The 24,092-nt window shown below is 44.6% G+C and carries 38 protein-coding genes, 1 tRNA gene and 1 pseudogene; 8 read left to right on the forward strand and 32 right to left on the reverse strand.

Annotation, left to right across the window (positions count from 1 at the left end; all coding sequences use genetic code 11):
• Positions 1–76: 76 nt before the first annotated feature.
• The 12 genes and pseudogenes from KOY49_RS03245 to KOY49_RS03300 form a co-directional block, all read right to left on the reverse strand.
• Entirely contained in the window at positions 77–379 is a 303-nt protein-coding gene (locus KOY49_RS03245) for an ATP-binding protein (protein ID WP_232735979.1), read from the reverse strand.
• 34 nt (positions 380–413) lie between these two features.
• On the reverse strand, positions 414–797 hold the full coding sequence (locus KOY49_RS03250; protein WP_232735980.1) for a histidine kinase dimerization/phospho-acceptor domain-containing protein: 384 nt from the start codon (positions 795–797) through the stop codon (positions 414–416).
• On the reverse strand, positions 748–1,179 hold the full coding sequence (locus tag KOY49_RS03255) for a HAMP domain-containing protein (protein WP_232736566.1): 432 nt from the start codon (positions 1,177–1,179) through the stop codon (positions 748–750). Before KOY49_RS03255 ends, KOY49_RS03250 begins: the two co-directional genes overlap by 50 nt.
• Positions 1,180–1,229: 50 nt before the next feature.
• Positions 1,230–1,463, reverse strand: a complete 234-nt coding sequence (locus KOY49_RS03260) for a hypothetical protein (RefSeq protein ID WP_232735981.1) — start codon at positions 1,461–1,463, stop codon at positions 1,230–1,232.
• Positions 1,450–2,100, reverse strand: coding sequence for a response regulator transcription factor (locus KOY49_RS03265; RefSeq protein WP_232735982.1), 651 nt, complete (start codon positions 2,098–2,100; stop codon positions 1,450–1,452). The genes KOY49_RS03260 and KOY49_RS03265 overlap by 14 nt, the downstream gene beginning before the upstream one ends.
• Positions 2,097–3,056 carry an alpha/beta hydrolase gene (locus KOY49_RS03270; protein WP_039327597.1) on the reverse strand — a complete coding sequence of 320 codons (960 nt, stop codon included), beginning with the start codon at positions 3,054–3,056 and terminating at the stop codon, positions 2,097–2,099. Before KOY49_RS03270 ends, KOY49_RS03265 begins: the two co-directional genes overlap by 4 nt.
• Before the next feature lie 114 nt (positions 3,057–3,170).
• Positions 3,171–3,554, reverse strand: a complete 384-nt coding sequence (locus KOY49_RS03275; protein WP_232735983.1) for an HIT family protein — start codon at positions 3,552–3,554, stop codon at positions 3,171–3,173.
• 12 nt (positions 3,555–3,566) lie between these two features.
• A pseudogene (locus KOY49_RS03280) lies at positions 3,567–4,895 on the reverse strand (FAD-dependent oxidoreductase).
• A 151-nt stretch (positions 4,896–5,046) separates the two neighbouring features.
• Positions 5,047–5,472 carry a tRNA ligase subunit PheS family protein gene (locus KOY49_RS03285; protein ID WP_232735984.1) on the reverse strand — a complete coding sequence of 142 codons (426 nt, stop codon included), beginning with the start codon at positions 5,470–5,472 and terminating at the stop codon, positions 5,047–5,049.
• Positions 5,387–5,788, reverse strand: a complete 402-nt coding sequence (locus tag KOY49_RS03290; protein ID WP_232735985.1) for a tRNA ligase subunit PheS family protein — start codon at positions 5,786–5,788, stop codon at positions 5,387–5,389. The genes KOY49_RS03285 and KOY49_RS03290 overlap by 86 nt, the downstream gene beginning before the upstream one ends.
• A gap of 4 nt (positions 5,789–5,792) precedes the next feature.
• On the reverse strand, positions 5,793–6,068 hold the full coding sequence (locus KOY49_RS03295) for a hypothetical protein (RefSeq protein WP_232735986.1): 276 nt from the start codon (positions 6,066–6,068) through the stop codon (positions 5,793–5,795).
• A gap of 1 nt (position 6,069) precedes the next feature.
• On the reverse strand, positions 6,070–6,306 hold the full coding sequence (locus tag KOY49_RS03300) for a hypothetical protein (RefSeq protein ID WP_232735987.1): 237 nt from the start codon (positions 6,304–6,306) through the stop codon (positions 6,070–6,072).
• 57 nt (positions 6,307–6,363) lie between these two features.
• Here KOY49_RS03300 and KOY49_RS03305 point away from each other — a divergent pair, with 57 nt between their 5' ends.
• Genes KOY49_RS03305 through KOY49_RS03310 form a run of 3 tightly spaced genes read left to right on the forward strand, consistent with a single transcriptional unit; the run spans position 6,364 to position 7,335 of the window.
• Positions 6,364–6,795, forward strand: a complete 432-nt coding sequence (locus tag KOY49_RS03305) for an MIP/aquaporin family protein (RefSeq protein WP_232735988.1) — start codon at positions 6,364–6,366, stop codon at positions 6,793–6,795.
• Positions 6,704–6,958, forward strand: coding sequence for a hypothetical protein (locus tag KOY49_RS05455; protein WP_376787514.1), 255 nt, complete (start codon positions 6,704–6,706; stop codon positions 6,956–6,958). Before KOY49_RS03305 ends, KOY49_RS05455 begins: the two co-directional genes overlap by 92 nt.
• Entirely contained in the window at positions 6,907–7,335 is a 429-nt protein-coding gene (locus KOY49_RS03310) for a hypothetical protein (RefSeq protein WP_232735989.1), read from the forward strand. Before KOY49_RS05455 ends, KOY49_RS03310 begins: the two co-directional genes overlap by 52 nt.
• A 21-nt stretch (positions 7,336–7,356) precedes the next feature.
• Here the strand turns inward: KOY49_RS03310 and rmuC (KOY49_RS03315) are convergent, their stop codons facing one another.
• Genes rmuC (KOY49_RS03315) through KOY49_RS03330 form a run of 4 tightly spaced genes read right to left on the reverse strand, consistent with a single transcriptional unit; the run spans position 7,357 to position 9,469 of the window.
• Complete coding sequence (gene rmuC / locus KOY49_RS03315) at positions 7,357–7,971, reverse strand: DNA recombination protein RmuC (protein WP_232735990.1); 615 nt, start codon at positions 7,969–7,971, stop codon at positions 7,357–7,359.
• Positions 7,919–8,428: a DNA recombination protein RmuC gene (rmuC, locus tag KOY49_RS03320; RefSeq protein WP_232735991.1), complete on the reverse strand. Its 510-nt coding sequence runs from the start codon at positions 8,426–8,428 to the stop codon at positions 7,919–7,921. Before rmuC (KOY49_RS03320) ends, rmuC (KOY49_RS03315) begins: the two co-directional genes overlap by 53 nt.
• Positions 8,429–8,446: 18 nt before the next feature.
• Positions 8,447–8,941 carry a hypothetical protein gene (locus KOY49_RS03325; protein ID WP_232735992.1) on the reverse strand — a complete coding sequence of 165 codons (495 nt, stop codon included), beginning with the start codon at positions 8,939–8,941 and terminating at the stop codon, positions 8,447–8,449.
• 45 nt (positions 8,942–8,986) lie between these two features.
• Positions 8,987–9,469, reverse strand: a complete 483-nt coding sequence (locus KOY49_RS03330) for a phosphatase PAP2 family protein (RefSeq protein WP_232735993.1) — start codon at positions 9,467–9,469, stop codon at positions 8,987–8,989.
• An 80-nt stretch (positions 9,470–9,549) separates the two neighbouring features.
• Here KOY49_RS03330 and KOY49_RS03335 point away from each other — a divergent pair.
• Both KOY49_RS03335 and abc-f read left to right on the forward strand, forming a co-directional pair.
• A tRNA-Gln gene (locus tag KOY49_RS03335) sits at positions 9,550–9,624 on the forward strand.
• A gap of 177 nt (positions 9,625–9,801) precedes the next feature.
• Positions 9,802–11,415: a ribosomal protection-like ABC-F family protein gene (abc-f, locus tag KOY49_RS03340; protein ID WP_232735994.1), complete on the forward strand. Its 1,614-nt coding sequence runs from the start codon at positions 9,802–9,804 to the stop codon at positions 11,413–11,415.
• On the opposite strand, the gene KOY49_RS03345 is transcribed toward abc-f, so the two are convergent.
• Positions 11,408–11,737 (reverse strand): hypothetical protein, encoded by a 330-nt coding sequence (locus KOY49_RS03345; protein ID WP_232735995.1) that lies wholly within the window; start codon positions 11,735–11,737, stop codon positions 11,408–11,410. The genes abc-f and KOY49_RS03345 overlap by 8 nt on opposite strands.
• Positions 11,738–11,915: 178 nt before the next feature.
• Positions 11,916–12,584 carry a tRNA (guanosine(37)-N1)-methyltransferase TrmD gene (trmD, locus tag KOY49_RS03350; protein ID WP_129634607.1) on the reverse strand — a complete coding sequence of 223 codons (669 nt, stop codon included), beginning with the start codon at positions 12,582–12,584 and terminating at the stop codon, positions 11,916–11,918.
• 106 nt (positions 12,585–12,690) lie between these two features.
• Here trmD and KOY49_RS03355 point away from each other — a divergent pair, with 106 nt between their 5' ends.
• Together KOY49_RS03355 and KOY49_RS03360 are read left to right on the forward strand one after the other, a co-directional pair.
• Positions 12,691–13,263, forward strand: a complete 573-nt coding sequence (locus tag KOY49_RS03355; RefSeq protein WP_232735996.1) for a hypothetical protein — start codon at positions 12,691–12,693, stop codon at positions 13,261–13,263.
• 259 nt (positions 13,264–13,522) lie between these two features.
• On the forward strand, positions 13,523–14,332 hold the full coding sequence (locus tag KOY49_RS03360; protein WP_232735997.1) for a hypothetical protein: 810 nt from the start codon (positions 13,523–13,525) through the stop codon (positions 14,330–14,332).
• Positions 14,333–14,467: 135 nt separating this feature from the next.
• Here KOY49_RS03360 and KOY49_RS03365 read toward each other — a convergent pair whose 3' ends face one another.
• The 5 genes from KOY49_RS03365 to KOY49_RS03385 all read right to left on the reverse strand — a co-directional run bounded on the left by KOY49_RS03365 (position 14,468) and on the right by KOY49_RS03385 (position 16,758).
• The gene (locus tag KOY49_RS03365) at positions 14,468–14,857 is read right to left on the reverse strand and encodes a KH domain-containing protein (RefSeq protein WP_232735998.1); all 390 of its coding nucleotides are present in this window, start codon (positions 14,855–14,857) and stop codon (positions 14,468–14,470) included.
• A 70-nt stretch (positions 14,858–14,927) separates the two neighbouring features.
• Positions 14,928–15,647, reverse strand: coding sequence for a ribonuclease III (gene rnc / locus KOY49_RS03370; protein ID WP_232735999.1), 720 nt, complete (start codon positions 15,645–15,647; stop codon positions 14,928–14,930).
• Complete coding sequence (locus KOY49_RS03375) at positions 15,648–16,076, reverse strand: NUDIX domain-containing protein (protein ID WP_232736000.1); 429 nt, start codon at positions 16,074–16,076, stop codon at positions 15,648–15,650.
• Positions 16,077–16,148: 72 nt separating this feature from the next.
• Complete coding sequence (gene nusB / locus KOY49_RS03380; protein ID WP_232736001.1) at positions 16,149–16,532, reverse strand: transcription antitermination factor NusB; 384 nt, start codon at positions 16,530–16,532, stop codon at positions 16,149–16,151.
• A gap of 79 nt (positions 16,533–16,611) precedes the next feature.
• The gene (locus tag KOY49_RS03385) at positions 16,612–16,758 is read right to left on the reverse strand and encodes a hypothetical protein (protein ID WP_164999843.1); all 147 of its coding nucleotides are present in this window, start codon (positions 16,756–16,758) and stop codon (positions 16,612–16,614) included.
• 135 nt (positions 16,759–16,893) lie between these two features.
• Between KOY49_RS03385 and KOY49_RS03390 the strand changes: the two genes are divergently transcribed.
• Positions 16,894–17,424, forward strand: coding sequence for an FG-GAP repeat protein (locus tag KOY49_RS03390; protein WP_232736002.1), 531 nt, complete (start codon positions 16,894–16,896; stop codon positions 17,422–17,424).
• Between the two features lie 8 nt (positions 17,425–17,432).
• Here the strand turns inward: KOY49_RS03390 and KOY49_RS03395 are convergent, their stop codons facing one another.
• From KOY49_RS03395 to KOY49_RS03435, 9 genes are all read right to left on the reverse strand, one after another.
• Positions 17,433–18,026, reverse strand: a complete 594-nt coding sequence (locus KOY49_RS03395; protein ID WP_232736003.1) for a class I tRNA ligase family protein — start codon at positions 18,024–18,026, stop codon at positions 17,433–17,435.
• 196 nt (positions 18,027–18,222) lie between these two features.
• Positions 18,223–19,956: a leucine--tRNA ligase gene (leuS, locus tag KOY49_RS03400; RefSeq protein ID WP_232736004.1), complete on the reverse strand. Its 1,734-nt coding sequence runs from the start codon at positions 19,954–19,956 to the stop codon at positions 18,223–18,225.
• Positions 19,957–20,076: 120 nt separating this feature from the next.
• Positions 20,077–20,394 (reverse strand): hypothetical protein, encoded by a 318-nt coding sequence (locus tag KOY49_RS03405; RefSeq protein WP_232736005.1) that lies wholly within the window; start codon positions 20,392–20,394, stop codon positions 20,077–20,079.
• 28 nt (positions 20,395–20,422) lie between these two features.
• Positions 20,423–20,608 carry a hypothetical protein gene (locus KOY49_RS03410; protein ID WP_232736006.1) on the reverse strand — a complete coding sequence of 62 codons (186 nt, stop codon included), beginning with the start codon at positions 20,606–20,608 and terminating at the stop codon, positions 20,423–20,425.
• Positions 20,609–20,696: 88 nt separating this feature from the next.
• Complete coding sequence (locus KOY49_RS03415) at positions 20,697–21,140, reverse strand: hypothetical protein (protein ID WP_232736007.1); 444 nt, start codon at positions 21,138–21,140, stop codon at positions 20,697–20,699.
• A 42-nt stretch (positions 21,141–21,182) separates the two neighbouring features.
• Positions 21,183–21,479, reverse strand: a complete 297-nt coding sequence (locus KOY49_RS03420; RefSeq protein ID WP_232736008.1) for a hypothetical protein — start codon at positions 21,477–21,479, stop codon at positions 21,183–21,185.
• 25 nt (positions 21,480–21,504) lie between these two features.
• The gene (locus tag KOY49_RS03425; RefSeq protein ID WP_232736009.1) at positions 21,505–22,059 is read right to left on the reverse strand and encodes a UDP-N-acetylmuramoyl-tripeptide--D-alanyl-D-alanine ligase; all 555 of its coding nucleotides are present in this window, start codon (positions 22,057–22,059) and stop codon (positions 21,505–21,507) included.
• Positions 22,049–22,474 carry a hypothetical protein gene (locus KOY49_RS03430; protein ID WP_232736010.1) on the reverse strand — a complete coding sequence of 142 codons (426 nt, stop codon included), beginning with the start codon at positions 22,472–22,474 and terminating at the stop codon, positions 22,049–22,051. The genes KOY49_RS03425 and KOY49_RS03430 overlap by 11 nt, the downstream gene beginning before the upstream one ends.
• Before the next feature lie 159 nt (positions 22,475–22,633).
• Positions 22,634–24,079 (reverse strand): glycosyltransferase, encoded by a 1,446-nt coding sequence (locus KOY49_RS03435; protein WP_232736011.1) that lies wholly within the window; start codon positions 24,077–24,079, stop codon positions 22,634–22,636.
• Between the last annotated feature and the right edge of the window lie 13 nt (positions 24,080–24,092).

The following is a 24,092-nucleotide window of genomic DNA, read 5'->3' on the forward strand; positions in this document are numbered from 1 at the left end:
TTCTTTTCCAAACTACTAACATAAAGCAAACCCCGATAATCTATACCTCATTATAACCGCCAATCCATTGTCGCCATTAATTAAACCTCACCACAAACCGCATGCCCCGCCCATGCAGTGTGAAATCATAGTCCAGACCCTTGGCGTCGAGTAGCATTTTCACGATGTAGAGGCCGATACCACTGCTGTCGGCATGTTGCTTCGCACCATTGCTCCGATAAAACGGATCAAAGATGTGCTGAAGTTGCTGTTTGGTGAGCGGTTTGCAAGCGTTTTCGATGGCCAGTTCGTGCTGGTCACAAGTAATTTTTATGACGCTGCTGGCGTCGCCGTGGCGCACCGCGTTTGATGTCAGGTTTGAGATAACATGGCGCATCATGTCATAGTTAGCGCGAATGGTCGTCGGACGGGCGTCAACCGTGAAAAGTCATGCCGCGCGTTTTCGCCAGCAACACATAATCTTCAACCACCTCAGCGATTAGCTTGTCAATCCTCAGCCGTTTCTCCTGACGCAAAGCCTGCTCGGCGACGCTGCCAGAGCACAAGACATCATTCACCATCGCCGCCAAGCGGTCAACCTGCGCCACCGATTCCGCCAGGTACTGATCGCGATTTTTATACTCGCCGATGTTAAGTTGCATGTTCTCGAGCATGATCCGCAGCGCCGCCAACGGCGTTTTCAACTCGTGCGAGGCCGCGCGGACGAAGGCGATTTTCTCTTTCTCCAGCTGCGTGATTCGCTTATTCTCATGCTCCAACGAGCGAATCGTTTTGCCACAGATTTTGATAGAGCTCATTAATATTTCGCCCCAGCAAGCCAATCTCATCGTGACTGCTCACTGGATAATGTGCGTCCTTTTCCAGTCGCTGCATAGTCGTGGTCACCGCCGCCATCTGGCGAATCGGCCGCGTCACAAAACGGCTATATATGTACGAAAACACGAGCGCCACCAACAGCGAGCCGAGCATGGTATAAGGCAATACGTGCAAGGTAGCGAGCTTAGCCTGAGCAACAGGCGCCACGTCGGCCAGCAGCTTGACCGCAATCGTTTGACCTTGACCATTCGCCACACTCCCCTGCTGCAAAATCACCGAACGCGGATCAACCGTTTGCCCATCAGCGATTTTCACCACGCTAGCATCGACCGATTTACCGCTGTCAGTCACGATAGTGATCACACTCAAAACCCTGAAAATACTGATCACGACCGTCAATCGTCAGCGTGATATTAACATTTTTCGACCTGAGCAAACTCCCGGCTGAGACGACGCATGTCCTCAGCCGATTTACCACGCAACTCAGCCACAAGCGCCATCAGATTATCCGCCGCCTCACGCTCTTTTTGCTGCAAATAAAATTGCGGCATCAAGGTGTAAACCAGCGCATGCACCAAGATAATCAACGCCGCAAATAAGCCAATCGACACCAAAAATGTTTTGGGAAATAATTTAAGCCGCTTCATAGCGATAACCCACTCCCTTCACCGTAATGATGCAGTCGAGGTGCAATTTCTTGCGCAGGTTTTTGATGTAGACATCGATCACCCGGTCGAACGGCACCTCGTCATCAAGCCATAACTTATCAATGATAGACTGCCGGCTCCAGACCATGTTTGGGTTATCGACGAGTAGCTTGAGCAGCTGCACTTCCTTGGGCTTGAGATGTGCGTCAGCATCATCATAAAATCCCTGATACGCCGCGAAATCCACCGAGGCCAGACCGCGCTGCCACAAGGTCTTTTTGACAGACTGTTGGCGGCGAAGCAAGGCCCTAATTCGCTTCTCCAAAATCACCAGCGAAAACGGCTTACTCATATAATCATCCGCCAGCTCGTCAAAACTCGCAACTTGCGTCGGCTCATCATGCAATGCCGTCAGCATCAGTACCGGCACGTCGCTGGTCTGGCGAATTTGGTGCAGCGTCTCGATACCACTCATCCCTGGTAGCATAATGTCGAGAATAATCACATCTGCCCCAGTAGATTTCTCCAGTGCTTCCTCGCCACTGGTCGCTGTCACCACCGTAAAACCGCGCTGGCGGAGGAACTGCTCGGTGCCAGTGCGAACTGCCGGTTCGTCTTCAACAAGGAGGATGTTCACCGCTCGTACACCCGTACGTACATGTCGTACAATTCTTTTTTGTATTGCTTCACAGCCTTATCCCCTGGCCATATCAATTCATGTCCAACTCCCATGTGTGCTGGCGTCGTCTCATTTGTAAACGTGGCACCACTGTTTTTGGCCATCTTTTCTGCAATATCACGCGCCATGGCGCTGTCAATCAGACGGTCCTCGTTACCGATGATCAAACCAACGTGCTTCAACCCTACCGCCTTCAAATCACTGCGATAATTTTGCTTGACGATGACATAATTTGCTAATGCCCGGTACGACAACGCGCCGTCAAAGAACTGGTCTGGCAGCAAATGCCTACCGTAAAGATTGCACAGTAGTGCCACTTGCCACTTTGGCACCTGAGAAGCGTCCGGCTCGTAGTACGGTGAGAGCAGCAGCACTCGCGAGAACAATCCATCACCATATTGTGCTAGCCACGTCGCCAACGTGCCACCGCCCGAATGACCAATCACACCCAGCTCATCGCCCAGCCCGCTGACCAGCCCAGCACTATCACTCATAAACTTCACCAATTCACTGGCGCGAACTTTGCCGTGCTGCTTGCCATCTTTCAGGCCATGGTGCGGTGCTCGCGGCACGTAGACATTGTATCCCGTCTGATAGAACCAATCCGCCAACTCTGCCATCGCCGACGGCTCACCGCTGACGCCATGAAGAATCATCACCGCCCGCGCAGTTTTCTTGCCGTGAGTTTTCAGAATTGGGCGAGATTCTGGACGCACCTCGCCATTAGCCGCATCATCAGCAATGACCTTTTGAATATCCTTTACTGATTGGTCATAATCACGCCGCTGAATGTGAGCTTTTTGCAGATTAGCACTACGACTTGGACACAGAAAGACCCAAGCAACAGACATTGCAGCCAGTACCGCCACGACACCAACTATTGTTATCATCAGCGCTTTACCACGTACTGCCATGAGACCTCCTCATTCCAATCAACAGATTGTTAGTTTTCTTCTTGCACGGCCAAAATTCGCGCCTGAATTTCATCCAATTGAGCGTCATCCATTTTTCGGACCGTCAGCCCGTGGTTAACCAACCAGGATATTCCTCATAAAACGCCTGCTCGTGCGACACTGGCGAACCAATTCCCTTTGCCAAATCACCATGAAGCGGCTTATCAATTTGGCATGCACATGCGCCACGCCCGTACCTTCAAAAATCAGCGCCACTCGTGGCGTGTCAAACGCTTTTTCCAAAATACCAGCAACTTTTTTCACCGCCAGCATCATTTCAGAATATAAATTATCATCCAAAGAAAATACATAATCGCCCGGATTATACTTCGGAATCACCACAGTAAAACCTGGCGTATTCGGAAACGGTGTTAAAAATGCTAGGAATTTCTCATCTTCCCAAATCTTCCAAGATTTCATTTTTCCAGATACGATGTCGTCAAAAATTGTGTGATTCACCAAATTACTCCTTTATGCAAATAAATCGTTTAATGCCTCACTCACCGTTGGATGAGTGAATATTTGGTCACGCAGCACAGTATATGGCAGGCCAATATCCATTACAGTTTTGATAATATTAATGACTTCTGACGAGTTACGACCACAATAAACTTAGCACCCAAAATTTGTTCAGTGTTTACATCAATCACCGCACGCAGCAATCATGTTGCCCAGCATTATCAACATGCAGGCGTGGAATCGCCACAGCAGGCAGCTCTTTTACGATAATTTCACAACCCGTCGCACGCCGCCTCAACCTCTATCGATACCCACCCGACCTAGCGGCGTTTGCATAAAGAACCGCGTACGGCAAGGTTTTTTGTTTGGCGCGAGTGGACAGAACAACACCCAGCAACTGGCTTCTCACAATCCGAAAATCGTCCAGCGACGCATAAGTAAATTGTGGCCCGCCCGTTACATAACCCATTGCCCAAATATGCGACCGACTAGTGCGAAGTGTTTCATCAACCACAATTGCCCCGCGCCTCAATCCGTCGCTACACCAGCAGCTGGTAAATTCAAGCTCATCGTTGCCGGGCGACGGCCCGTAGCCATCAAAACCGCATCATAACCAGCGTAATCATCATGATTTACTGTGCGAATCGTCGCAGTAGACTCACCCTCAATCGCTGTCACATCCACACTAAACACAATCTCAATACCCTGTGCCTGCAATGCTTCAGTAGCAGCCCGAGCAATTGCTGGATCTTCACGTGCAAGCAGAGCATCGCCCCTCTCAAACACTGTTACTTTTGTACCAAGTTTGGCATAAGTTGAGGCAAATTCTAACCCAATATAACCGCCACCAATGATAGCTAGCTGTTTTGGCTGCGTCATTCTATCCAGCAATTCAGTACTGGTATACACAAACGGCTTATCAACACCTGGAATATCTGGGATGATTGATTCCGCACCGGTGTTAATAAAAATCTGCGGCGCACTAACTACTAGCTCATCGCTACCCGCCACAATCTTCACAGTACGATCATCTACGAACGATGCCTCACCCTCAATGACGCTCACTGTTTCACGATCCGCAAGCATATGATAGTTCTTCTCATTCAACCGCGCTACCACTGTTGTCTTATGCGCCATCGCCTCATCAAAACTTTGATGATGTTCGGCTGCATTGACTAGCACCTTAGTAGGAATACAAGCAATATTAATACAGGTGCCGCCATACATCTTTGGCGACCGCTCCACTAGCGCTACCTTTTTTTCCGCATTTGCCAGCGCTACCGCCAATGTTTTGCCAGCTTTGCCAAAACCAATGATGAGTGCGTCAAATTGTTGTGGGATCCATTTTACCTCCTCCTATCTTTTTTAGCGATCTCTCTCGCTGCAACAAATTCTCTATCGGCACACAGAACTGCCTCTTTTATTACAAGTTTTTGAGCTACTAATATTATCGTGTACAATAGCTCCTTAAAACTGTTCCAAAAAGTCCAACTTACCGCTTCCAAAATACCAGCACGTCTTCGATTCCATATTTCATCATAACCAAGCGGTCGATTCCGCAACCAAAAGCAAATCCCGTATATTCATTCGGGTCAATTTGTGCCGCCCGAAGAACATTCGGATGAATCATTCCGCAGCCCAATAGCTCAATCCAACCTTCACCAGAGCAGACTTTACAATCAGGATTTTTTCCTTCACAAAACGGACAACTTAACGCAAACTCGAAGCTAGGCTCAGTGAACGGAAAGTAAAATGGATTAACGCGAACGTCAAGTTTCTTGCCGTAATATTCCTGCAAAAATTCTTGCAACGTAGCAATCAAATTGCCAACATTAACTCCGACGCGAAACGTACACGCCTTCGACTTGATAAAATGTATGCTCGTGGCGCGCATCCAAATCTTCGTTACGGAAAACACGATCAGGAACGATAGCGGCAATAGCCTCGCCTTTTTCCAAATTGTCGCGATATTTCATCAACACGCGATTTTGCATAGTCGACGTATGCGCCGGCGCAATCAAACGATCGCCATTAGAATCAGTTTCCTCGGTCATAAACGTATCGTAATCGTCGCGCGCTGGATGACCTTTTGGAAAATTCAGGCTCTCGAACATATGGAATTGATCGTCAATCTCTCTGGACTCTTCCGTGACAAAACCCATGCGATTAAAGATCTCAGAAATGCGCTCAATTTCAGCGCTCAGCGGATGAATCGTGCCTTGTTCGCTCAGCAAAAGTTCAGGCCTTGGGCGAATTCACATCCATCGGCGCCGTAACGTCAATCGGCTTCAAGTCAACTTTTTCCAACTCTTCCAGTCGCACATCAATAGCCTGTTCAATCGCCTGCTTCAGCTCGTTAATCTGCTTGCCGAACGGACCACGCTCAACTGGCGGCAATGACTTGATTTGATCATACAATTCCCTAAGTCGTCGATCACGTAAAAACTCACGCGGAGATTTGGATTGCGAAACCGCCAAAACTATTTCTCTTCTCAATTCGTCTAAGTCAACCATTTTATCGTCCTTGCATTAAAAACATTACAATCACCGCACCAGCCATAATAGCAATTAAAATCCACGCCCACGCCAAAGTCGTCGTCTGTTTCGTGCCTTCCAAATATCTTATGTCGTCGACGCCGTCCATAGTTGCCTTTTCTTGCAAACTCGAAGCCTTCGCCTTCTCTCTTAATTCCGCCACAATTCGCTCTTGCAATTCACTGCGCTGATCCTGCTGATTTACAAATAATCCCATAACTACAGTATAGCAAATTATGTTATAATAGTCGTGATATTACTTTAAGGAGGGAATATGGCTACGAAGAAAACTTCAAAGAAAGCCCCAGTTAAAGCCGCAGAAAAGAAAACCGCTGCCGCTAAGACTGAAACCAAAACGACCGTCAAGCGTGTCGTTGCTGAATCTACCGCTAAAAGCAAGCGTGTCGAACTAGATTCTAAATTACCAAACAACTTAATTAACATCGTTATTTGCGACGAAGTTATCGGCACGTTCATTTTGACACTTGCCGCATTATTCGCATCAGATATTTTGTCATCAATGTATGTCGGTTTTGCGTTGATGTTCATCGTTGCAATTATCGGCAACATTTCTGGCACACGTAAACCCAGCTGTCACGTTTGGTCTATGGACAATGCGCAAGCTAAAGACCGTACTTGTACCATTTTTACTGGGGCGCACAATTCCTCGGTGCAATGGCGGCTATCGTACTTGTCGGCTCATTAACAAACGGCGGATTTGTTTAAGCTTTGACCAATTCACCGCGTTCTCTTGGAACATCTTCGCGATGGAATTAGTCGGTACCGCTGTATTTGTATTTGGCATCGCCGCAGTTTTGTGCAGCGCAAAGAAATCAAAGCAGCTGGTCAAGCTTTTGGAATTGGCTTAGCATTAATGATTGGTCTTGTCGTATCTGGCTCAATCTCTTCATACATTAAAAGTACTGCCATTGCAAAAACCAAAAAAGATCAAAGCACTACTCAAACTGAGAAAAACGGCCGCACTTACCCACGCGAGATCTACATCTCAGGCGCAACTTTGAACCCAGCAGTTTCTTCGGCTGTTACAGAGAAAACCGACTCTCAACTACGCAGCAACGGAGTATTACCAGCTGAAGGCGAAAAAAGCTATTCACGCTTTAGCCTGGAAGTAATTGCCGCTGACCCCAATCGGCGCAGCATTAGGCGGCAACCTATTTCTACTCGTCAATTACAGAAACAAAGACGAAGAATAGATTATAACTTCACAATAAAATATCCCGCTTAATCGGCGGGGTATTTTTTATGCTTAGTCTTCCTGAGTCGGCCGATCAATCAGCTCCGGCTGCGCTTGATTATCGCCACCAGAAATTCGCACGACATCCTTATCGATCTTCCCCAACTCCTTGTACGTATTGTTGTAATGACCAACGGTCGTACTAAGACTCTTGCCCATTTTCGTCATCAACTCGTCAAACTTTTTAATATGAACGCCCAATTGACCAACTCGAACCTGAATATCTTTGGCCTGCTCTTCAATCTGCAAACTACGAAGCCCCTGAAGAACGGTCTGCAGGTACGCCAAAAAACTAGTCGGACTAACAATAATCACTCGCTTATCTCGGAACGCATATTCAATCAAATCGCGACTCGAACCACCCTGACCGACATTGTTAATCAGAAGATCGTAATACAAAGATTCGCTAGGAATAAACATAAAAGCAAAGTCCATGGTGTTTTCGCGCGGACGAATGTATTTACTAGTTTCGTCAATTCGCCCCTTAAGGTCAGCCTTCACCTTATTCAGCCACATTTCACGCTCAGATTTTGTCTCGGCGTTAATCATGCGATTGTAATTCTCCAAAGAAAACTTACTGTCCACCGGCAATAATTTGACCCTTGCCCAGAAAAATAACCGCGTCAACAATTTCGCCGTCCTTGAAACGATATTGCATTTGATATTGCTTGGCTGGCAAAACGTTATCCAACACACTCTCCAGATAAAACTCACCAAAAACGCCACGCTGCTTTGGGTTTTGCAACACGTTTTGCAAGGTTTTCAGATCGGTCGCCACATCAACCACACGCTTATTAGTCTCATCCAATTTCGCCAATCGCTGCGTCACATCAGCCACCAACTTCGCGCTCTCTGACAATTGTTTCTGCACGGAAGTCTGAAACTGCGCATTACTTCGCTCCAACTTATCGCTAACAGATTCATTCAGTTTCGCAATAGTCCGCCCCAACTCCACGACATCGGTTTTAATTAGCTCGACGGATGATTGATTTTTTAGCTCGCTGATTTTTGATTGCAAGACAAATAAAGTCGCACCCAAACCAATAGTAATAACAATTAAGAGAATAATGATAATGATTTCCATACACTTAGTGTACAGTGATTATAACGCCAAGACAACTCGTGCTAAGATCGCAAATAAAGTCATAAACAAAATTGCCGCGCCATTGCCACGAATTCTATTCAACCAAATTAACGACAAATACACCAAAACTGTCGCCAAAACCACCCATAGCAATGACAAAATCCAAGATCCTCCAGCCCATAATGTAGCACTCCACAACGACACAGTTGCCGCGATTACTACTAGCAAAGGTCGCTTAATGCCAAATACCGCCAACACCGGCACCAACATAATTCCCGCCAAAACCAACGCAACGTAAGATGCAATGCTTGTGCTGTTTGCGCAAATAGAAATATGCTCAGCGTTCGCGCAAAATACAGGTGTAATCATAAATTTATCAAACGCAAGCGCCAGCAACCAGATAGCCGCGCCGCTAGCAACTAAAATCGCCAAAATCCTCAAGAAAACTCGCCTTGAAAATGGATATGTGTAATCTGATATTTCTTCACGGAAAATAGCTGACAATAATTTCATACGTAAATTGTAACGTAAACTTGTCAATATTGCAAATGTATATGCTTAAATATTATGCTTTTTCAGGAGACTCATCGGTTTATACCAAATAATCCCTACGCAAGCAATCAATAATCCGCCAATAACGTCAAGCGGCGTATGCACCAGAGCAATAACCCGACCGACACATATTAAGATTGTCATAACCAAACAAACAACAGCCAGCCGCCAACTCTTTGCTCCAAAAAATACCGCCAAAGTAATTGCCATTGTAAATAGAGCGTGATCAGACGGAAAACCCGGATTATTAAGGAATGACGCGCCGGCAGATACGCCCAGAATCTCGAACGGGCGCATTTGATCTGGTTGATAAATTGACCCGATAATTTTTGCCGCCACGTAAGCGGTTAAGCCAGCCATCAAAACTTGGCTGTAAACTTGATATTTCTCTTTATTTGGAACCAATTTTATCAGCGCGTACGCACCAATTAGCACGACCGGCACCACTAGTCCGTCAGCAATTAATTTCACAATCCATTGCAAATCCATACTATAAATATATCGCGTCAACGCTGGCCAGTAAACGCTTGCAGAAATCATTTTTTCTATAGTACAATTATGTTTGCCGTTGGGATGTCGCCAAGTGGTAAGGCAGCGGGTTCTGGTCCCGCCATTCGGAGGTTCGAATCCCTCCATCCCAGCCAAGAAATTTTCGCGCTATATTTTTCTTTTTTAATTGTAAAAACTCTTTCTGGCTGTCCATCTACTACTCAATTAGTAGAAATTTTAGGGCTTTACCTAGGTAATAGAGTCGCCGCGCTACACGCAACCCTGGATGGAACTGCTGTTAAGAGTTGAAAAATAAGTTATAATATGTTTACATGATTAGCCTCAACCATGTCTCTTATGAAATTGACGGAAAAGAAATTCTTCATGACGTATCGTTCACCATTAATAGCGGTGAAAAAATTGGCATCGTAGGACCAAACGGCGCTGGCAAAACAACACTTTTAAAACTTATCGATGGTGACCTCGTTCCTACTTCTGGTGAGATTGTAAGGACTAAAGAAGAGATTGGTATGTTACCGCAAGATTTGCGCGAATGGCTAGACCATAGTGTATATGGATTTATTGAAGAAGTTACAAGAGTCAAGGGTGCACGCGAACAGTTTGACGGGCAGTACGTCAAGCTTGAACATGACTCGAGCGAACACACACTTTTACTCTATGCTGATGCACTCGAGCGCTATGACAAGTTTGAGGTCGTATTGTTTGGTGCGAATTTAGAAAAGACACTAAGGCGCGCCGGTATAGCCTCGATTGACGTTGATAAGGAAATCGGTAACTTTTCTGGCGGTCAGCGAACGCGAATTGCGCTTGCAGCAGTGTTTGCTTCGCATTACGATATCGTCCTACTCGATGAGCCAACCAATAATCTTGACGAAAAAGGCGTCGTTGTATTAGAAAAATTTATCAAAGGCTCTAATGCAGCCTTCCTGATAGTGTCTCATGATCGGCATTTCTTACGTAACGCTGCAGAACGGATCATAGAATTGACTGGTGGCAAGGGCGTGAACAAATATAATCTTGGTTACGATGAATATATTGAAGCAAGACGTGAAGCTCGTCAAGCAATGACTGATCGCTATGAGCAATATGAAAAGGAGAAAAAGCGACTATATCGTGTTGCGCGGGATGCGAGAATTCGTGCGAATTCGGCCAAAGTTAGCCACAAAAAACCGGATAGTGATAAGTTAAATGATAATTTTCGTAAAGAGCGTGCATCTTCAAATATTGCAGGGGCGGCTGGAGGTGTAGAGTCTCGTCTGCGACAATTGGATGAACCTGAGAGAGTGGAGGATGAAATTGCTATTAAGTTTGCTTTCGATGAAGTATCGTCTAAGAAGCATAGTCTTATTTCTGTGCAATCGCTAAGTATTTCACATGATGGAGAGAAGATGATAGGACCCGTTACTTTTAATATTCGTTCGGGCGACAAAGTATTACTTACGGGCGAAAATGGTGCAGGTAAGACCTCTGTGATACGCGGTATCATAGGTGACGCTCCTGTTTCATCTGGCGATGTTCATGCCAGCAAGCAAGCAAATGTTATCTACGTCGATCAAAATCAAACATTGCCGTTACCTGACGACTCTGCGCTCAATAACCTTCGTCACCTTGCGCCATCACTTGAATTGCATGACGCAATTAATTTACTTATTCGGTTCAATCTCAAGAAAGATATTATTCAAGTAACACCAGGCCGCGAGTTAAGCGGAGGTGAACGCGCCAAGGTACTCTTGGCAGGAATAGCTGCCAATAATGCTGGTTTATTGATTCTTGATGAGCCGACCAATAATCTTGATATACCGACAATCGAAGCGCTAGAACACGCATTAAAAAACTATAATGGAGGCGTTCTGATTGTATCCCACGACCGAGATTTTGTGCAGAATATCGGTATAACAAATACCATAAGCATACCTACTAGGTAGAATATATTTGACAAGTGTATTTTTGCCCACCATTCAGGACAGTCCAGCTCTCTAAGAAAATCAGACCAGCTAAGCTAACTTTCACCGCCAATCTGCTAACAAAGAGTATTTTGGTGGGTAATTTCATGCCGAGCAAATACGGTATTGACCATAGCTCAAACAAGACCAGTAATATCGCCACTGCGACACTGGTGTTATAATTTTTGAAAATAGCGTCCAATTCTGTTGGAAACTTCTCAAACGTAAATAATTGACATAATAATGACACCATTATTAATAGTCCTGTAATCAATTTAACAATTTTATTCACTTTTTTAGACATAATTTCAGTATAGCTTGCGCGTCAAAAAAGCTCAAGCTTGTTGTATTTTTTACGAAAGCACTTGCACTTTTTATAAAAACGTCATAAAGTTAAATCAGCGAACGTTACAAAAATAAACACCACAAAACAGTACCTTTCGCTCTACGACAAATCCACCACAACTTAAAATACCCCGTCTCTATGGGGTATTTTTATTGGTCAATATCCGCGATTGTTCAGCGCGCCACTCGGCAATTTTTCCGTGATGTCCGCTCAATAAAACATCCGGCACACGTAAACCTTTAAACTCCTCAGGTCGTGTATATTGTGGAAATTCCAACGTTTCTCCATCTGAAAAACTTTCAATTTCCGCAGACTTTTCGCCGCCCAAAACTCCAGGAATCAACCTAACAATAGAATCAATCATCATCATTGCCGCCAGCTCTCCGCCCGTCAGCACAAAATCGCCAATACTCCATTGCTCATCAACTAGTTCTAAAATTCGCTCATCAACACCCTCGTATCGCCCGCAAATAAATATCACACCCCTGTCATCATCGGCTTCTTCCTGAGCTTTAGCCTGCTTCCAGCGTTGCCCTCGCGGACTCATCAGTACCACCTTCGCTGTTTCATCCTGAGATTTCGCAAATTCTACCGCTTTCCATAACGGCTCAATCATAAGAAGCATCCCGTCGCCACCGCCATAAGGAGTATCATCAACCTGACGACGAGGACCCAAACCAAACTCCCGCAGATTCACCGTCGTAAGCTCCACAATACCGTCTTTCTGAGCCTTCCACATCATGGAATTATTAAAAACTCCCGTCGTCATTTCTGGGAAAAGCGTAATTACTTGAAACTTTCTCATCTGTTACAGTGTAGCAAGTGTTGACTTTTTTGTCCAGGTATGATATATATATCAACTTTTACTCAACCGAGTAGAAGTAGCCCTTACAGAGGAAGAGAGAGACGTCATGCACAAGGACGCTGAATCATGGGAAATGACGCTCGCGGAATGCGGGTTGTTGTCTTACTCTACTGTGAAAGAAGCACCCGACGGGCATGTATCCATCACTATCACCGCCTTAGTCTCTATGGAGCCAAACGCCTCCAGCGAGCAGTCGGAGGAAGCGGCATTTGAGGTCCTCCTCGGGTCCGAGGTCAGCGCTATTTGGTGGGCGGACGATGGCTATGGAGTGACTCTTAATTCTCTGTACGATAACTGTACCATCACCGTCTACGACGGCACCGGATGGTGTGATTTCGACAAGAGAGACAAAGAGTCTGTCCAGCTCGACCAGCAATTTGGGGAGATCTCTTGGGAAGGTCATCCCGAAATTTATCTGTACGACTTCCTCAATGAAGTTGTCGGAAGCGAGCTTACGAACGTCTTTCTTAAGCACGCCTCCCCTGAGGTCTGTCTGCGGAGGATTTATGACACCGAGGAGTGTCAGAGACACCTTCCTCAGAGGATCGAAAATAGCTCCCACGAACTCTGGGACAACGTGCATCCTGCGTGGAGCATTCGCTCCCGCAACAAGGGCTAACCGCCCGCCAATGAGAATAGCTCGCCTTGATAGGCTCGAGCCTCTAGGCGGGCTATTTTCATGTCTTTTTACAGAAATTATTCCCCACCAAAAAACCGCCCCAATAAGGACGGTTTTTTAGCACAAATAAGGCTCCCAATAGTGAACATAACTGTTCATACATAATATACATTTGATGTTTATTGCTTGACCTATTTAATTTATTATGCCAATATACTATACAATCTAATACTAGGGAAACTTATAAGGAGGTAAAGTAATGATGGATTATGGTTACAACAACCCAAGATGCAAACCGGAAGAAAGACGGCAAGCGAGACTCCGTGAATTAAGAAGGCAAGGAGCTACAGTCCTGAAATCAATAAATTCGCTTGGCTATACAGTAACACATGATCCAGAGACCGGAAAAGCTCTTGAAGTGTCAACAGGAAGAACATTAGGAAGTATTATATCTCAGCCGATTAGTCCTGAATACGACACTAATGACGTAGAGAAAATGCGTATTATATGCCTTTGGGACTTCGGACAGAATCTTTATGATAAATCAGACGAGGAAGTCGAGAAATATTATACAGAATCGATAAAACATCTTAGAAAGAAACGCATAGAACACCTATGGACTATTGTACTCATACATGAGCGCAATGAAGAAAATCCTATCGCTGAATATATGATCAAAGCAGAAGAAGCTATCCACGGACGCCCTCTGAACGATCAAGAAAAAAATTCACTTAGGAGTAGTGATTTTTATAAACGCTTACAAGAAACAGCCGCGAGTTGTATTCATCTCAGTGATTCGAAATTATTAGATATCTATTCGGAGCTATTAACCCTCTATTTAGAACTGCTGGAAGATGATAAACGAGATGAAATCTTAGAAATGATTAATTGGATGGAGGAGATGGAAGAAGATAAAGACAAACTGACCAGAATCTCAGAATTCCTAAAATCAATGGAAGAATGCTCGAAAGCATTGGAGGAAGATGAGCCAAAAAGCACAGAGACGGAATCAACAGAATCAAAATCGACAGAAAGAAAACTTGGCGAAACTGCAGCGCGACGACAATAAAACAGTCATATTCCCCACCAAAACAACCGCCCCAATAAGGACGGTTTTTTAGCACAAATAAGGCGCTCAATGGTTACCTCATTGTCTCGCATAGAGCTGTTCTCGCATAACGTCTGTGCTTTGAACTGGTTTTAATTATATATCAAGATCGTCGAGTTCTGCAAGCTCTTTTCTGGTGTTTTCTGCGTAAGATGATCCATTTTCCACAGCTTCATCTGTTGAGTTATCCACAGAAGCATTACCGTTATAATCATTTTTCTCGCGTGCGCCAGAAAAACCATCATTGTTAACGATCTTCAAGTTATATCGAGCGTCATTCTTTGCACCCAAAGCTCGCAGAAGTGTACGCAAGCTCTGTGCCGTACTACCGCGCTTACCAATAACTCGACCCAAATCTGCTGGATTAACTGTCAATGTTAGTAAAACGCCCTTTTCATCAATCGTTCGGTCTACTACGACGTCTTCTGGATGTCCAACCAACGCCTTTACAGTATATTCTACAAACTGCTGATCTATTGTTGACATTCTGCCCCTCCTCCTGGAATTAAACTGTATTTTCATTATACACGAGCAGTTTACGCCGTGCAAACTTTAATTATTTCTCGCCAGATTCTTTATATTTAGCAATTGCAGCACGAGCAGCTTGCTGTTGAGCGACTTGCTTAGATGGACCAATGCCTCGCCCCATCATATTATCGCCAACAAAAACCCCAAGAGTAAAGACTTTATCGTGATCTGGACCTTCTTCGCTCAGGACTTTATATACTGGCGTTTGATTGTCAACTCGCTGAGAAATCTCCTGCAAATATGACTTCGGATCACGCCAACTGCCAGACTCCAAAATTCCATCCAACTTAACAATTATATGCTTGTGAATAAAATCACGAGCATCATCAAAACCACGCTCCAAATAAATCGCGCCGATTACCGCCTCAAACGCATTAGCTAAAATCTGCAAATGCGCTCGATCTGAGCCATTCTTCTCACCCTTTGACATACGAATCAGCGGACCATAACCCAACTTATCGCCAGCATCACCAATACTTTCCGTTCGCACCAAAGCTGCCCGCCAAGCAGTCAAAATTCCCTCTGGCTCAAGAAAAAATGCGTAAACAAATATTCCGTTACCGCCCAATTCCAAAACCGCATCACCTAAAAATTCCAAGCGCTCATTGTGGTGATGAACGGATTTTCGATGCTCATTCACATAACTACGGTGAGTCAAAGCTGTAATCAGCAAATCCAAATTCGTAAATTCAAAACCTAATTTTTCGCGCGCAAAATCTTGATATGGCGCAGTGTTCATTCCGTTCATTTATAAGTTCTCCTGTCTAATTCGTTTCATCGCCAAAAGAATCAGCTTGCCAATATCTTCATATTCAACTTCATCCAGCGCCTCATGAAAACTAAACCATTTAAGACCATTCATCCATTCCTCCTTTTGGAGTTTCTCGTTAGGATCCAGCGCCTTAACTAGATAAACTTGCGTTGTCATCAATACCAATTTATCGATTCGACGATAACGAAAATTCACCTTGCCCAGCCAGCCGTGCAGTTCAATTTTCTTCAGCCCAGTTTCCTCACCGATTTCCCTACGAGCCGTCACTTGAGCTGTTTCACCCGGCTCAATATGCCCTTCAGGAATTGTCCAGCGATCGCGAGCGTCCTGATATAGCAAAAACTCTGCCTCGCCCTTTTTATTACGACGAAAAATCACGCCACCAGCAGTTGAAACAAAGCACAATTTCCTGAATCAATGACTTCTAACTGCCACCAAAATATTTTTTTATCTTATCAAAGTTGCTTGTTCTCACTGTCAGACTCCTCCCACGAGAGTACGGAGTGCCGTGCCAAGCACGCCATTCACAAACTTACCCGAGTTATCCGAACCGAACGCTTTCGCTAATTCTACCGCTTCGTTAATCACCACTTTTGGTGGAACGGTATCTGCACAATATAGCAATTCATATAAACCAATTCTAAGTACCGCCCGATCAATTCGCGGCAACTGACTAATAGGCCATTCTGGCGCCAATGGCTGCAATTTCTCATCCAATTGACTCTGCGTCGAAAGTACGCCGCTGATCAAATTATCGATAAATTCAATATCGTCAACCGATGATTTATATTCAGCCAAATTACGCTTTAAAATAGTCTTATAATCAACATCAGCTATCACCAACCTCTTTGCGAAATTCATGTTCATAAAGTGTTTGCAGTGCGACAATTCGTCCCAAATGACGGTTTGATGCCATTATTAAGCGTCCTGTTCGTAATTATTATTTTGTTGTTTTACCAGTTTCACGCTTGGTTGTCTTCACCTTAACTGGTGAAGTTGCGTTAACACGACGTGCCAATTTTAATACCAAGTGACTGCGACGAAGACCAGTTTTACGTGGACTACTCTGTTTCTTAGGTTGTGCCATAATTTATTCTCCTCTTTTAGGTTGTCATAAAACTTACGTACCATTATACCTTTTTTATTGGACAATCTCAAGAGCTTGTCTGCAAATTAGATAATAATATTGACTTTTTATGTCGTTTATGGTAATATACAAGACATGAGTAAAGAACAATTTACACTACAAAGTAACAACGAATACGACAGACCTGTAATAGAAATACCAAAATCTGTAGTTAAGATCGGTGCGGTAGCATTGGCCGCGTTAGGATTAGCTGGAGCTGCGAACGCCCTAGGCTTATTCTATAGCCCTAAATCACCAGAAAAAGGACCAAGCCCTGCCCACCAAGTAGCTCAAGTTGTAGAGGATTATAGCAACGGAATCATCACGGAGCTACCAGAAAATACAGAAATTCGCACCGTCACGCTTGAAGAAGGAGAAAATCCGACTTCGGTAGCCGAAACAGCCATGGAAGAATACAACGAGGAAAATCCTAAAAATAAGATAGACCCTAATGAGGCAAGAAGCTCTATATACGAAACTGCTGTCTACATGAAAGATCTCTACAAAAACAAGACTGGCGACTCAGAGATCCAACCGGGATCTACCGTCAACATCGCTATAGGCGACATAAACGGTGACGGAAAGCCAAGCATAGCCATAACAGGAATAGAAGACGGATCGAAGTAGGCTGTTTCCTAGACCACTATATTCACCAGCTTACCTGGAACATAAACCATCTTTTTAGGTGGTTTATTGTTTGTGAATTTCTGGACATTTTCGTCAGCTAGAGCTGCCGCTTCAACACCCTGCTTGTCCATATCACTCGGCAGTTCAAGTTTCGCACGAAGCTTGCCATTCACTTGAACTATAATAGTCATCACGCTACTCTTTAGATATTTTTCATCCCACTTTGGCCAGTGACCAACGTGAACCGTATCATCATGACCCATTTCATGCCACAATTCCTCTGTGATATGCGGAGCAAAAGGCGCCAAAATCTGAATCAAACTTTCTAATGCAAATCGCCATTCATCTGATACATGAATTCCATGCGATTCTTTTATCTTATACAGGCCATTGACCATTTCCATCATCGAAGCCACGGCCGTGTTAAACTTCTCATCTTCAATGTCACGAGTAACTTTTTTAATTGTCAAATGAGTTAATCGCAACAGTTCTTGGTTATCCTTCGGGAGAGAGTAGATTACATTCTTATCAACGAACTCCTGAACCAAATTCCAGCCTGCGCATCTAAGGCAACCGAGAAGTTCCCGGAACGCCACCAGCATCCTCACTGGCGCAGTTCTCATCATCTATGAAGGCGCGACGAAAACACTCGTAAACGCGCAGCGCAACACGCACCACATCGCACTATCCATAAGTCCCACCGGATCAATGACATGGCCCTTAGACTTGCACATCCTCTCACCGTCTGGCGCCATTAATGAACGCAATCGACAGCATCCGCTTGCAAACGCTCGGGAGTCAAAACCAAAAACAGCCCATAGAAAAAGCGCATCCAACAACGACGAACTGCACAGCATAGTGAGCAGACCAGCCAAAGCGGCGACAACGAAAAAAGCAACCGAACAGCCAAGGATTAATGCTGCTCAACATGCCAGACCTCGAAGACATCACCGTCAGCGAAGCGAGATAGCGCAAGAAATACCAGCTAGAACAAGCATAGCCATCCAAAGTATCAGTCTCGCGTCGACCTTCTACCCAATTGTCGCCGTCAGGTTTATTTTCCGTAATCGGCACAGTTTTTCCAGTTTCAACATCCACCCAGACTCGCACCCAATCATCAACTTGAGCCAAAACGGAAGTATTACCGCCCGTTGGCTTAAAGTTCTCCACCTCTGGCAAAATCACCGGCAAGCATTCATCAGCCACGGCAATTGGCGCACGACCATCAACATGAACAATTGGAATCGGAGCGCCCCAATAGCGCTGACGAGAAATCAACCAATCGCGCATTTTATACGTGGTTTTGCTTCGCCCAGAATTCTGCTGCTCCAGCCACGCAACAATTTGCTCGCGAGCATCCTCACTCCTGGTCCCGTTAAATTGTCCGGAATTTATCAACTCACCTTCACCAGAATAACAGCCAGCATCGGCTGAATGCTCAGGCTTATCAATAACCTGGATAATCGGCAAGTCAAACTTCTCGGCAAACGCAAAATCGCGCTCGTCGTGCGCTGGCACCGCCATGACTGCGCCGGTTCCATAGCCGCCCAAAACATAATCCGCCACCCAAATCGGCAATTTTTGACCATTGACTGGGTTTATAACATAACTGCCAGTAAATACGCCCGTTTTCTCTTTATTCTCCTGGCGTTCAACATCAGATTTTTGTTGCGAAGCTTGGACATACGCTTCAACCTTTTCGCGCGTATCAGAATTGACCAACTGAGAAATCAGAGGATGCTCCGGCGCCAAAGCTACATACGTCGCACCAAATAACGTGTCAGGACGAGTTGTGAAAACTGTAATCTTGGAATCTTGACCGCTAACCGCAAACTCAACTTCCGCGCCAACTGATCGACCAATCCAATTCTTCTGCATGGTTTTAACCATTTCCGTCCAATCAAGCGCATCGGTTGCCTCTAAAATTTCATCTGCATACGCCGTAATTCGGAAGAACCACTGCTTAAGATTGCGCTTGGTTACAGGATTACCGCAGCGCCAACATTTGCCACCTTCAACCTGTTCGTTAGCAAGCACTGTGTTATCAGTTTCGCACCACCATTGCGGCTGCTCTTTTTGATATGCCAAATCGTGCTTATATAATTGCGTAAAAATCCACTGAGTCCATTTGTAATATTCTGGATCGGCTGTAGAAATTTCTTTTGTCCAATCATAGCTAAACCCAAGTCGCTTCAATTGCTCCTTAAAATGAACCTTCGCTTCATCGTGCGCTACACGCGGCGTTTTTCCGACTTTAATAGCGTAATTTTCAACCGGCAGACCAAAGCTGTCCCAGCCGATTGGATGATAGACATTATAGCCCTGCTGACGCTTGAATCGTGCCTTGATGTCGGCAAATTGAAAAGTACGACCGTGACCAATGTGAATTCCCGCCCCCGTAATCCCCGGAAGCATACTCAAACTGTAATATTTCGGCCGAGTCGTGTCATTAAAATCAACCGCGTAAGTACCGTCAGCCTCCCATTTGTTTTGCCATTTTTGTTCAATTTCTGTCGGATTATAGCGTCTCATATCTGTAATTATAGCAAATAATCCCGCTCATTACGAACGGGATTATTATTAGGCAATTAAGAATAACTTACCTAATCGAGGTTGATGACAATCCGCTCGAATACCCTTCCATAAAACAACCTACAAATCTACAATCAAGCCTTTCAAGCTTTCAGCACTCGAAGGAACCTTGATTTCCTCAGACTTGTTCATATTAATGTCAAATGAAATTTCTACAGAAGCCTTCTTACCATTACCCTTAAGCTCTACAGCCTTCAGTTCATGAGATGACCTATCAACCCACAACTTCCAATGAAGATTCGTCAATAGATGACGATTCACCACTACTTGTAGCCGTATGACATTCGATTTCCCACACTTACCGAGCGCCTTACCGACTGATGAATTCTTAAACTCTTCCTCAAATTTTGACGAATTAGATTTATTATTACCTTGCAATTCAAAACCACGCCCACCATTACGATCACTAATCTTTGAATCTTTTAATAGTAAAGAAACTATTCTTTTGATAAATCTGAGCCAATTCCTTACGCGCACTTTCGTCACTTTGAATTTTCTTCAGAGCGTTAATTCCACACTTATATTCGCTACCGATTTCATCTGGAGAAATCTTCATCCACGTGTCGCTCATTTTATCTATCTCAGAACCCATCTTCTCCAATGCCTGATCACGGTAAGTTTCTATTTGAGATCTTGATAGGGGGCTCCGCCAGACGAAGACTCCATAAATACAACTAACTTCAAGAAAAGCCACACAACAAATCCTTAAAGTTATTTATCTTCACATATATCGTTCCGTCACTATCAAGAACCACATCACCTTTAAGAGGGATATTTTTCTCAACTCCCTTAACATCAAGCTTAGCATCAATATTCGCCTTTGATTTTCCCGAATCAGTAGCAGTCTTTACGTTTAGCTCTATTTTTCCTTGGTCGCGCATATCAATAACCACCTTACCGTCGGCAGTCATCTTCTTTGCCATAATAGCATTAGACACAGCGTCCGTAACCATCTTTTCTGGATTCTGCCACCACAAGAAATAAACTAGCACAGCAGAAATAATAGCAATAAGAGCTATAACTCCCAGCACTATGCCAATTATCAATCCCGTTTTCTTCTTTTTTGGTTGCATCGGCACGCTGTTATATTGCGGCTGCGGTGCAGGTTGATTACCTTGATCCATCGATCCCCCTTGTTTTATATACCTTGAATTTAATATATCACATTAATCTTTAAATTGTGAGAAAAATTGGTTTTTCCTAGCAATCCACTCCGGCGTTTGCCTGACTAAGTATTTATCGTCCTCAGTGCTATGAAGGTTGATTTTTATAGATTCCTCTAGCCATACGCCGCCGCTCGAACCCTTAAACAGAGCAACGCCTTCAGATTTCAATTTGTCGCGCACGAAAGACCCAGCCTCGATGGCATTCTTACATTCCTTCACCTGACAACCTCTTTGACGAGCAGCTGGCGCCAAATATTGATTAGCTTTCTCGCCAACCGTCACAACCCAATCCAACAAATCCGGGCTACAATGAGAACCAAGTTCAGCGTGAGCTTGCTCGAAAAATCCCCTTTAAGCCATTCATATTACCAAGTACAGCAATGCGCTGCGGAGTCTCAATTCGATACAAAGACTGCAAAGCAGCCAAGGCAGTCAACGGCGTCGAACTATAGCTATCATCAATCAACCAAGTATTGTCCGCACCCTTCAGCAAATTCATCCTGCCAGGCAGTGGACGCAAATTTTCTATACCCTTTTTTATATTCTCCCCAGTTTCACCAAACGCATAACCAATAGCTGCCGCCACAATCGCTGGACGAATATTATGCTCGCCAATTAGCTTAACATTGACCTCTAATCCAAAAAGATTTTCCGGCGACATAATAAAGCCGTGATGTCCATCCTTCAAAGAAAAATTACGATCGTCAAAATTATACTCCGCCACCGGATCACTTCCGTAAGTAGTGATATTAGGATTCGTCAAAAAGCTAGCAAAACGCCCATCAACGTCATCACGATTTATCATCGCCATTCGCGAGAAATTCGCCAGCGAAATCATCTCATTCGCCACTTCCTCCAAGGAATATTCAACCAGCAATACGACCGTTCGTCACAGAAGTTACAACCGTAATATCCGGCACAACATAAGCCTTAAACCAATCGTTATAGCCAAGTTCCTTTGGATTAAATTCCTGAACAATTACCTGAACTTCCGGTTTTTCGGCCTTAATTCTCTTCTTTACGGCGCGCATCACTTTCCACCATTTGAACAAGCCTTTTTCAGGCATTTTCACGCCCATCATCTGAAGGAAAACGTCAGCTTTCGTCTTCGGCTCTTCATTGCGAAGTTGAATATCAAATTGTTGCGCCAAAACCGTACCGATAGCTATTTTTGCACTAGCCTTTCCAGCGCTACCAGTTATCGCCACAAGCTTCACATCTGGATGAACAGCAAAAAATTCTCGCACTAATTTTGCTAGTTTTTCTTCCCTCTTTTTTGAAACAGTAACCATAACTATATCATACCATAAGCATTATAGAAGAGCTGCTACGCGCCCACCCGGGGCATATTTGAATATGTGTTTGTCTTTCAATTGGCAAGCATAGGAGAATGCCCCTATGCGTACCAGCTCATGTTTAATTATGCATTATCGCCCAAAAAAACACAAGCATCATTTCTCATTTACGTATTCTGGCAAAACTTTCCCAGCTAAAACTACCGCCATCAAAACTGCAAATCCACACATAATTGACGGAATTCCGATAATAGTCGACGGATCAATGATATTGACAAACGTCGTAGGCGCCATAAATAGAACATACCCCACAATCAACGAACCTAGAGAACGCCGAATATGTTTACTGGAGGTTTTACTCCTAACATACGCATAAGCAATTGCCGCAAATAATAGGCCGTAATAATACAAACCATACCACATTCCGACGCCCGGCTGGTTTTCAAAAATCACATAATTACCCAGGCAAGCCCCAGACTTAATTCCGTTAGCCTCCAATAGAAAATAGCTAATAAACATTGCGGCAAAAGTGTAACCAAGCACAGGAATCCATCGCCTCTTATCGCCAGAAATTTCATATATCAAATGAATACCCAGAGGCGGAAGCATAGTAATTGCAATATAGCCAAGTTTAGCCCAGCCGAGATTATCCAGAAGAATTGCACCTTCACAAACGTTATATTCAGCCCATTGAAACAGCGCCAAACAAATCAACAGCATGATCACAATCTTCGTCACGGCATTCAATTTATATTTCCAAAAAGTATATATCGCCAGAATAATTTCAATTGTCAACGTCGCCAGCATTACTGCTGGAGAAAAACAATAGAGTCTCGGTTTTTTAATCTTATCCATCTGGTAGAACAGCTTGGCAGACTGCTCAATCTCCCGGTGGCGAGCCTTACCGCGAACGTCAATGTCCAGATGTGTACAGACGATATCTCCAGTCGCCATAATCTTCACACCCGCCTCACGCAGTCGATGCGCTAAATCCTGCCCTTCGTGATAGCGAAACTCTGCGTCATATCCACCAACCTTTGCAAAATCATCAATCAGCAGCGCGAAGCTCCCCTCAGCCACCCAGTCAACTTGACGATCCACCGTAACTCGCTCGCCCCAAATCCATGGATAGTCCCAGCCGCGTTGCTGTAATGTTTGGCGATGATCTGCTTGGACTACCTGTGTAAACTGCCGGTCATGCTGCGGGTGCATTTCATGGCCATAATTCCAGGCCATCGGCTGACCGTTGTTGTAGAGAATAGTACTGCCAAGCATGATATGATTTTCGCCAGCAAACTTTTGGCGCAACATATCGGCAACATTCTCTGTCTCAACGCGCATGTCACAATCGATGAACCATACCACGCCAGTTTTATGCATATCCAAAAAACGATTACGATTGGCTCCTGCGCCAATATTTTTCTCACCAAAGATAAAATTGACTACCGGAAATTCACGGGCGAGATCTTGCAGTTTTTGCTGGTCGGTGGAATGATCATCAAGCACCGTGATGCTATCAAAATCCTGTTCTGTCAGCTGCGCCAAAAGACTCCTCAAAGCCTGAGGCGCGTTATAGTGTGGGATGGCGACGTGAACTTGCATATCGTTTTACCTC

This window comes from Candidatus Minimicrobia vallesae, assembly GCF_018866205.1.
In the GTDB taxonomy this organism is placed as follows: domain Bacteria; phylum Patescibacteriota; class Saccharimonadia; order Saccharimonadales; family Saccharimonadaceae; genus Nanosynbacter; species Nanosynbacter vallesae.

Excerpts from the sequence above, each read along its gene's own strand:
- KOY49_RS03395 (WP_232736003.1), bottom strand. The coding sequence starts at position 18,026 with ATGCTGGTGGCGTTCCGGGAACTTCTCGGTTGCCTTAGATGCGCAGGC.
- KOY49_RS03365 (WP_232735998.1), bottom strand. The coding sequence starts at position 14,857 with ATGTCAACAATAGATCAGCAGTTTGTAGAATATACTGTAAAGGCGTTG.
- KOY49_RS03260 (WP_232735981.1), bottom strand. The coding sequence starts at position 1,463 with ATGAAGCGGCTTAAATTATTTCCCAAAACATTTTTGGTGTCGATTGGC.
- nusB (WP_232736001.1), bottom strand. The coding sequence starts at position 16,532 with ATGAATTTCGCAAAGAGGTTGGTGATAGCTGATGTTGATTATAAGACT.
- KOY49_RS03295 (WP_232735986.1), bottom strand. The coding sequence starts at position 6,068 with ATGGTTGACTTAGACGAATTGAGAAGAGAAATAGTTTTGGCGGTTTCG.
- trmD (WP_129634607.1), bottom strand. The coding sequence starts at position 12,584 with ATGAGAAAGTTTCAAGTAATTACGCTTTTCCCAGAAATGACGACGGGA.
- KOY49_RS03250 (WP_232735980.1), bottom strand. The coding sequence starts at position 797 with ATGAGCTCTATCAAAATCTGTGGCAAAACGATTCGCTCGTTGGAGCAT.
- KOY49_RS03385 (WP_164999843.1), bottom strand. The coding sequence starts at position 16,758 with ATGGCACAACCTAAGAAACAGAGTAGTCCACGTAAAACTGGTCTTCGT.
- KOY49_RS03360 (WP_232735997.1), top strand. The coding sequence starts at position 13,523 with ATGATGGATTATGGTTACAACAACCCAAGATGCAAACCGGAAGAAAGA.
- KOY49_RS03325 (WP_232735992.1), bottom strand. The coding sequence starts at position 8,941 with ATGAAATTATTGTCAGCTATTTTCCGTGAAGAAATATCAGATTACACA.
- rmuC (WP_232735991.1), bottom strand. The coding sequence starts at position 8,428 with ATGGAAATCATTATCATTATTCTCTTAATTGTTATTACTATTGGTTTG.
- KOY49_RS03245 (WP_232735979.1), bottom strand. The coding sequence starts at position 379 with ATGATGCGCCATGTTATCTCAAACCTGACATCAAACGCGGTGCGCCAC.
- KOY49_RS05455 (WP_376787514.1), top strand. The coding sequence starts at position 6,704 with ATGCGCAAGCTAAAGACCGTACTTGTACCATTTTTACTGGGGCGCACA.
- KOY49_RS03345 (WP_232735995.1), bottom strand. The coding sequence starts at position 11,737 with ATGTCTAAAAAAGTGAATAAAATTGTTAAATTGATTACAGGACTATTA.
- KOY49_RS03410 (WP_232736006.1), bottom strand. The coding sequence starts at position 20,608 with ATGGGTTCTGAGATAGATAAAATGAGCGACACGTGGATGAAGATTTCT.
- KOY49_RS03300 (WP_232735987.1), bottom strand. The coding sequence starts at position 6,306 with ATGGGATTATTTGTAAATCAGCAGGATCAGCGCAGTGAATTGCAAGAG.
- KOY49_RS03415 (WP_232736007.1), bottom strand. The coding sequence starts at position 21,140 with ATGGATCAAGGTAATCAACCTGCACCGCAGCCGCAATATAACAGCGTG.
- KOY49_RS03390 (WP_232736002.1), top strand. The coding sequence starts at position 16,894 with ATGAGTAAAGAACAATTTACACTACAAAGTAACAACGAATACGACAGA.
- KOY49_RS03330 (WP_232735993.1), bottom strand. The coding sequence starts at position 9,469 with ATGGATTTGCAATGGATTGTGAAATTAATTGCTGACGGACTAGTGGTG.
- KOY49_RS03355 (WP_232735996.1), top strand. The coding sequence starts at position 12,691 with ATGCACAAGGACGCTGAATCATGGGAAATGACGCTCGCGGAATGCGGG.
- KOY49_RS03430 (WP_232736010.1), bottom strand. The coding sequence starts at position 22,474 with ATGGTTACTGTTTCAAAAAAGAGGGAAGAAAAACTAGCAAAATTAGTG.
- KOY49_RS03270 (WP_039327597.1), bottom strand. The coding sequence starts at position 3,056 with ATGGCAGTACGTGGTAAAGCGCTGATGATAACAATAGTTGGTGTCGTG.
- abc-f (WP_232735994.1), top strand. The coding sequence starts at position 9,802 with ATGATTAGCCTCAACCATGTCTCTTATGAAATTGACGGAAAAGAAATT.
- leuS (WP_232736004.1), bottom strand. The coding sequence starts at position 19,956 with ATGAGACGCTATAATCCGACAGAAATTGAACAAAAATGGCAAAACAAA.
- KOY49_RS03435 (WP_232736011.1), bottom strand. The coding sequence starts at position 24,079 with ATGCAAGTTCACGTCGCCATCCCACACTATAACGCGCCTCAGGCTTTG.
- KOY49_RS03305 (WP_232735988.1), top strand. The coding sequence starts at position 6,364 with ATGGCTACGAAGAAAACTTCAAAGAAAGCCCCAGTTAAAGCCGCAGAA.
- rnc (WP_232735999.1), bottom strand. The coding sequence starts at position 15,647 with ATGAACGGAATGAACACTGCGCCATATCAAGATTTTGCGCGCGAAAAA.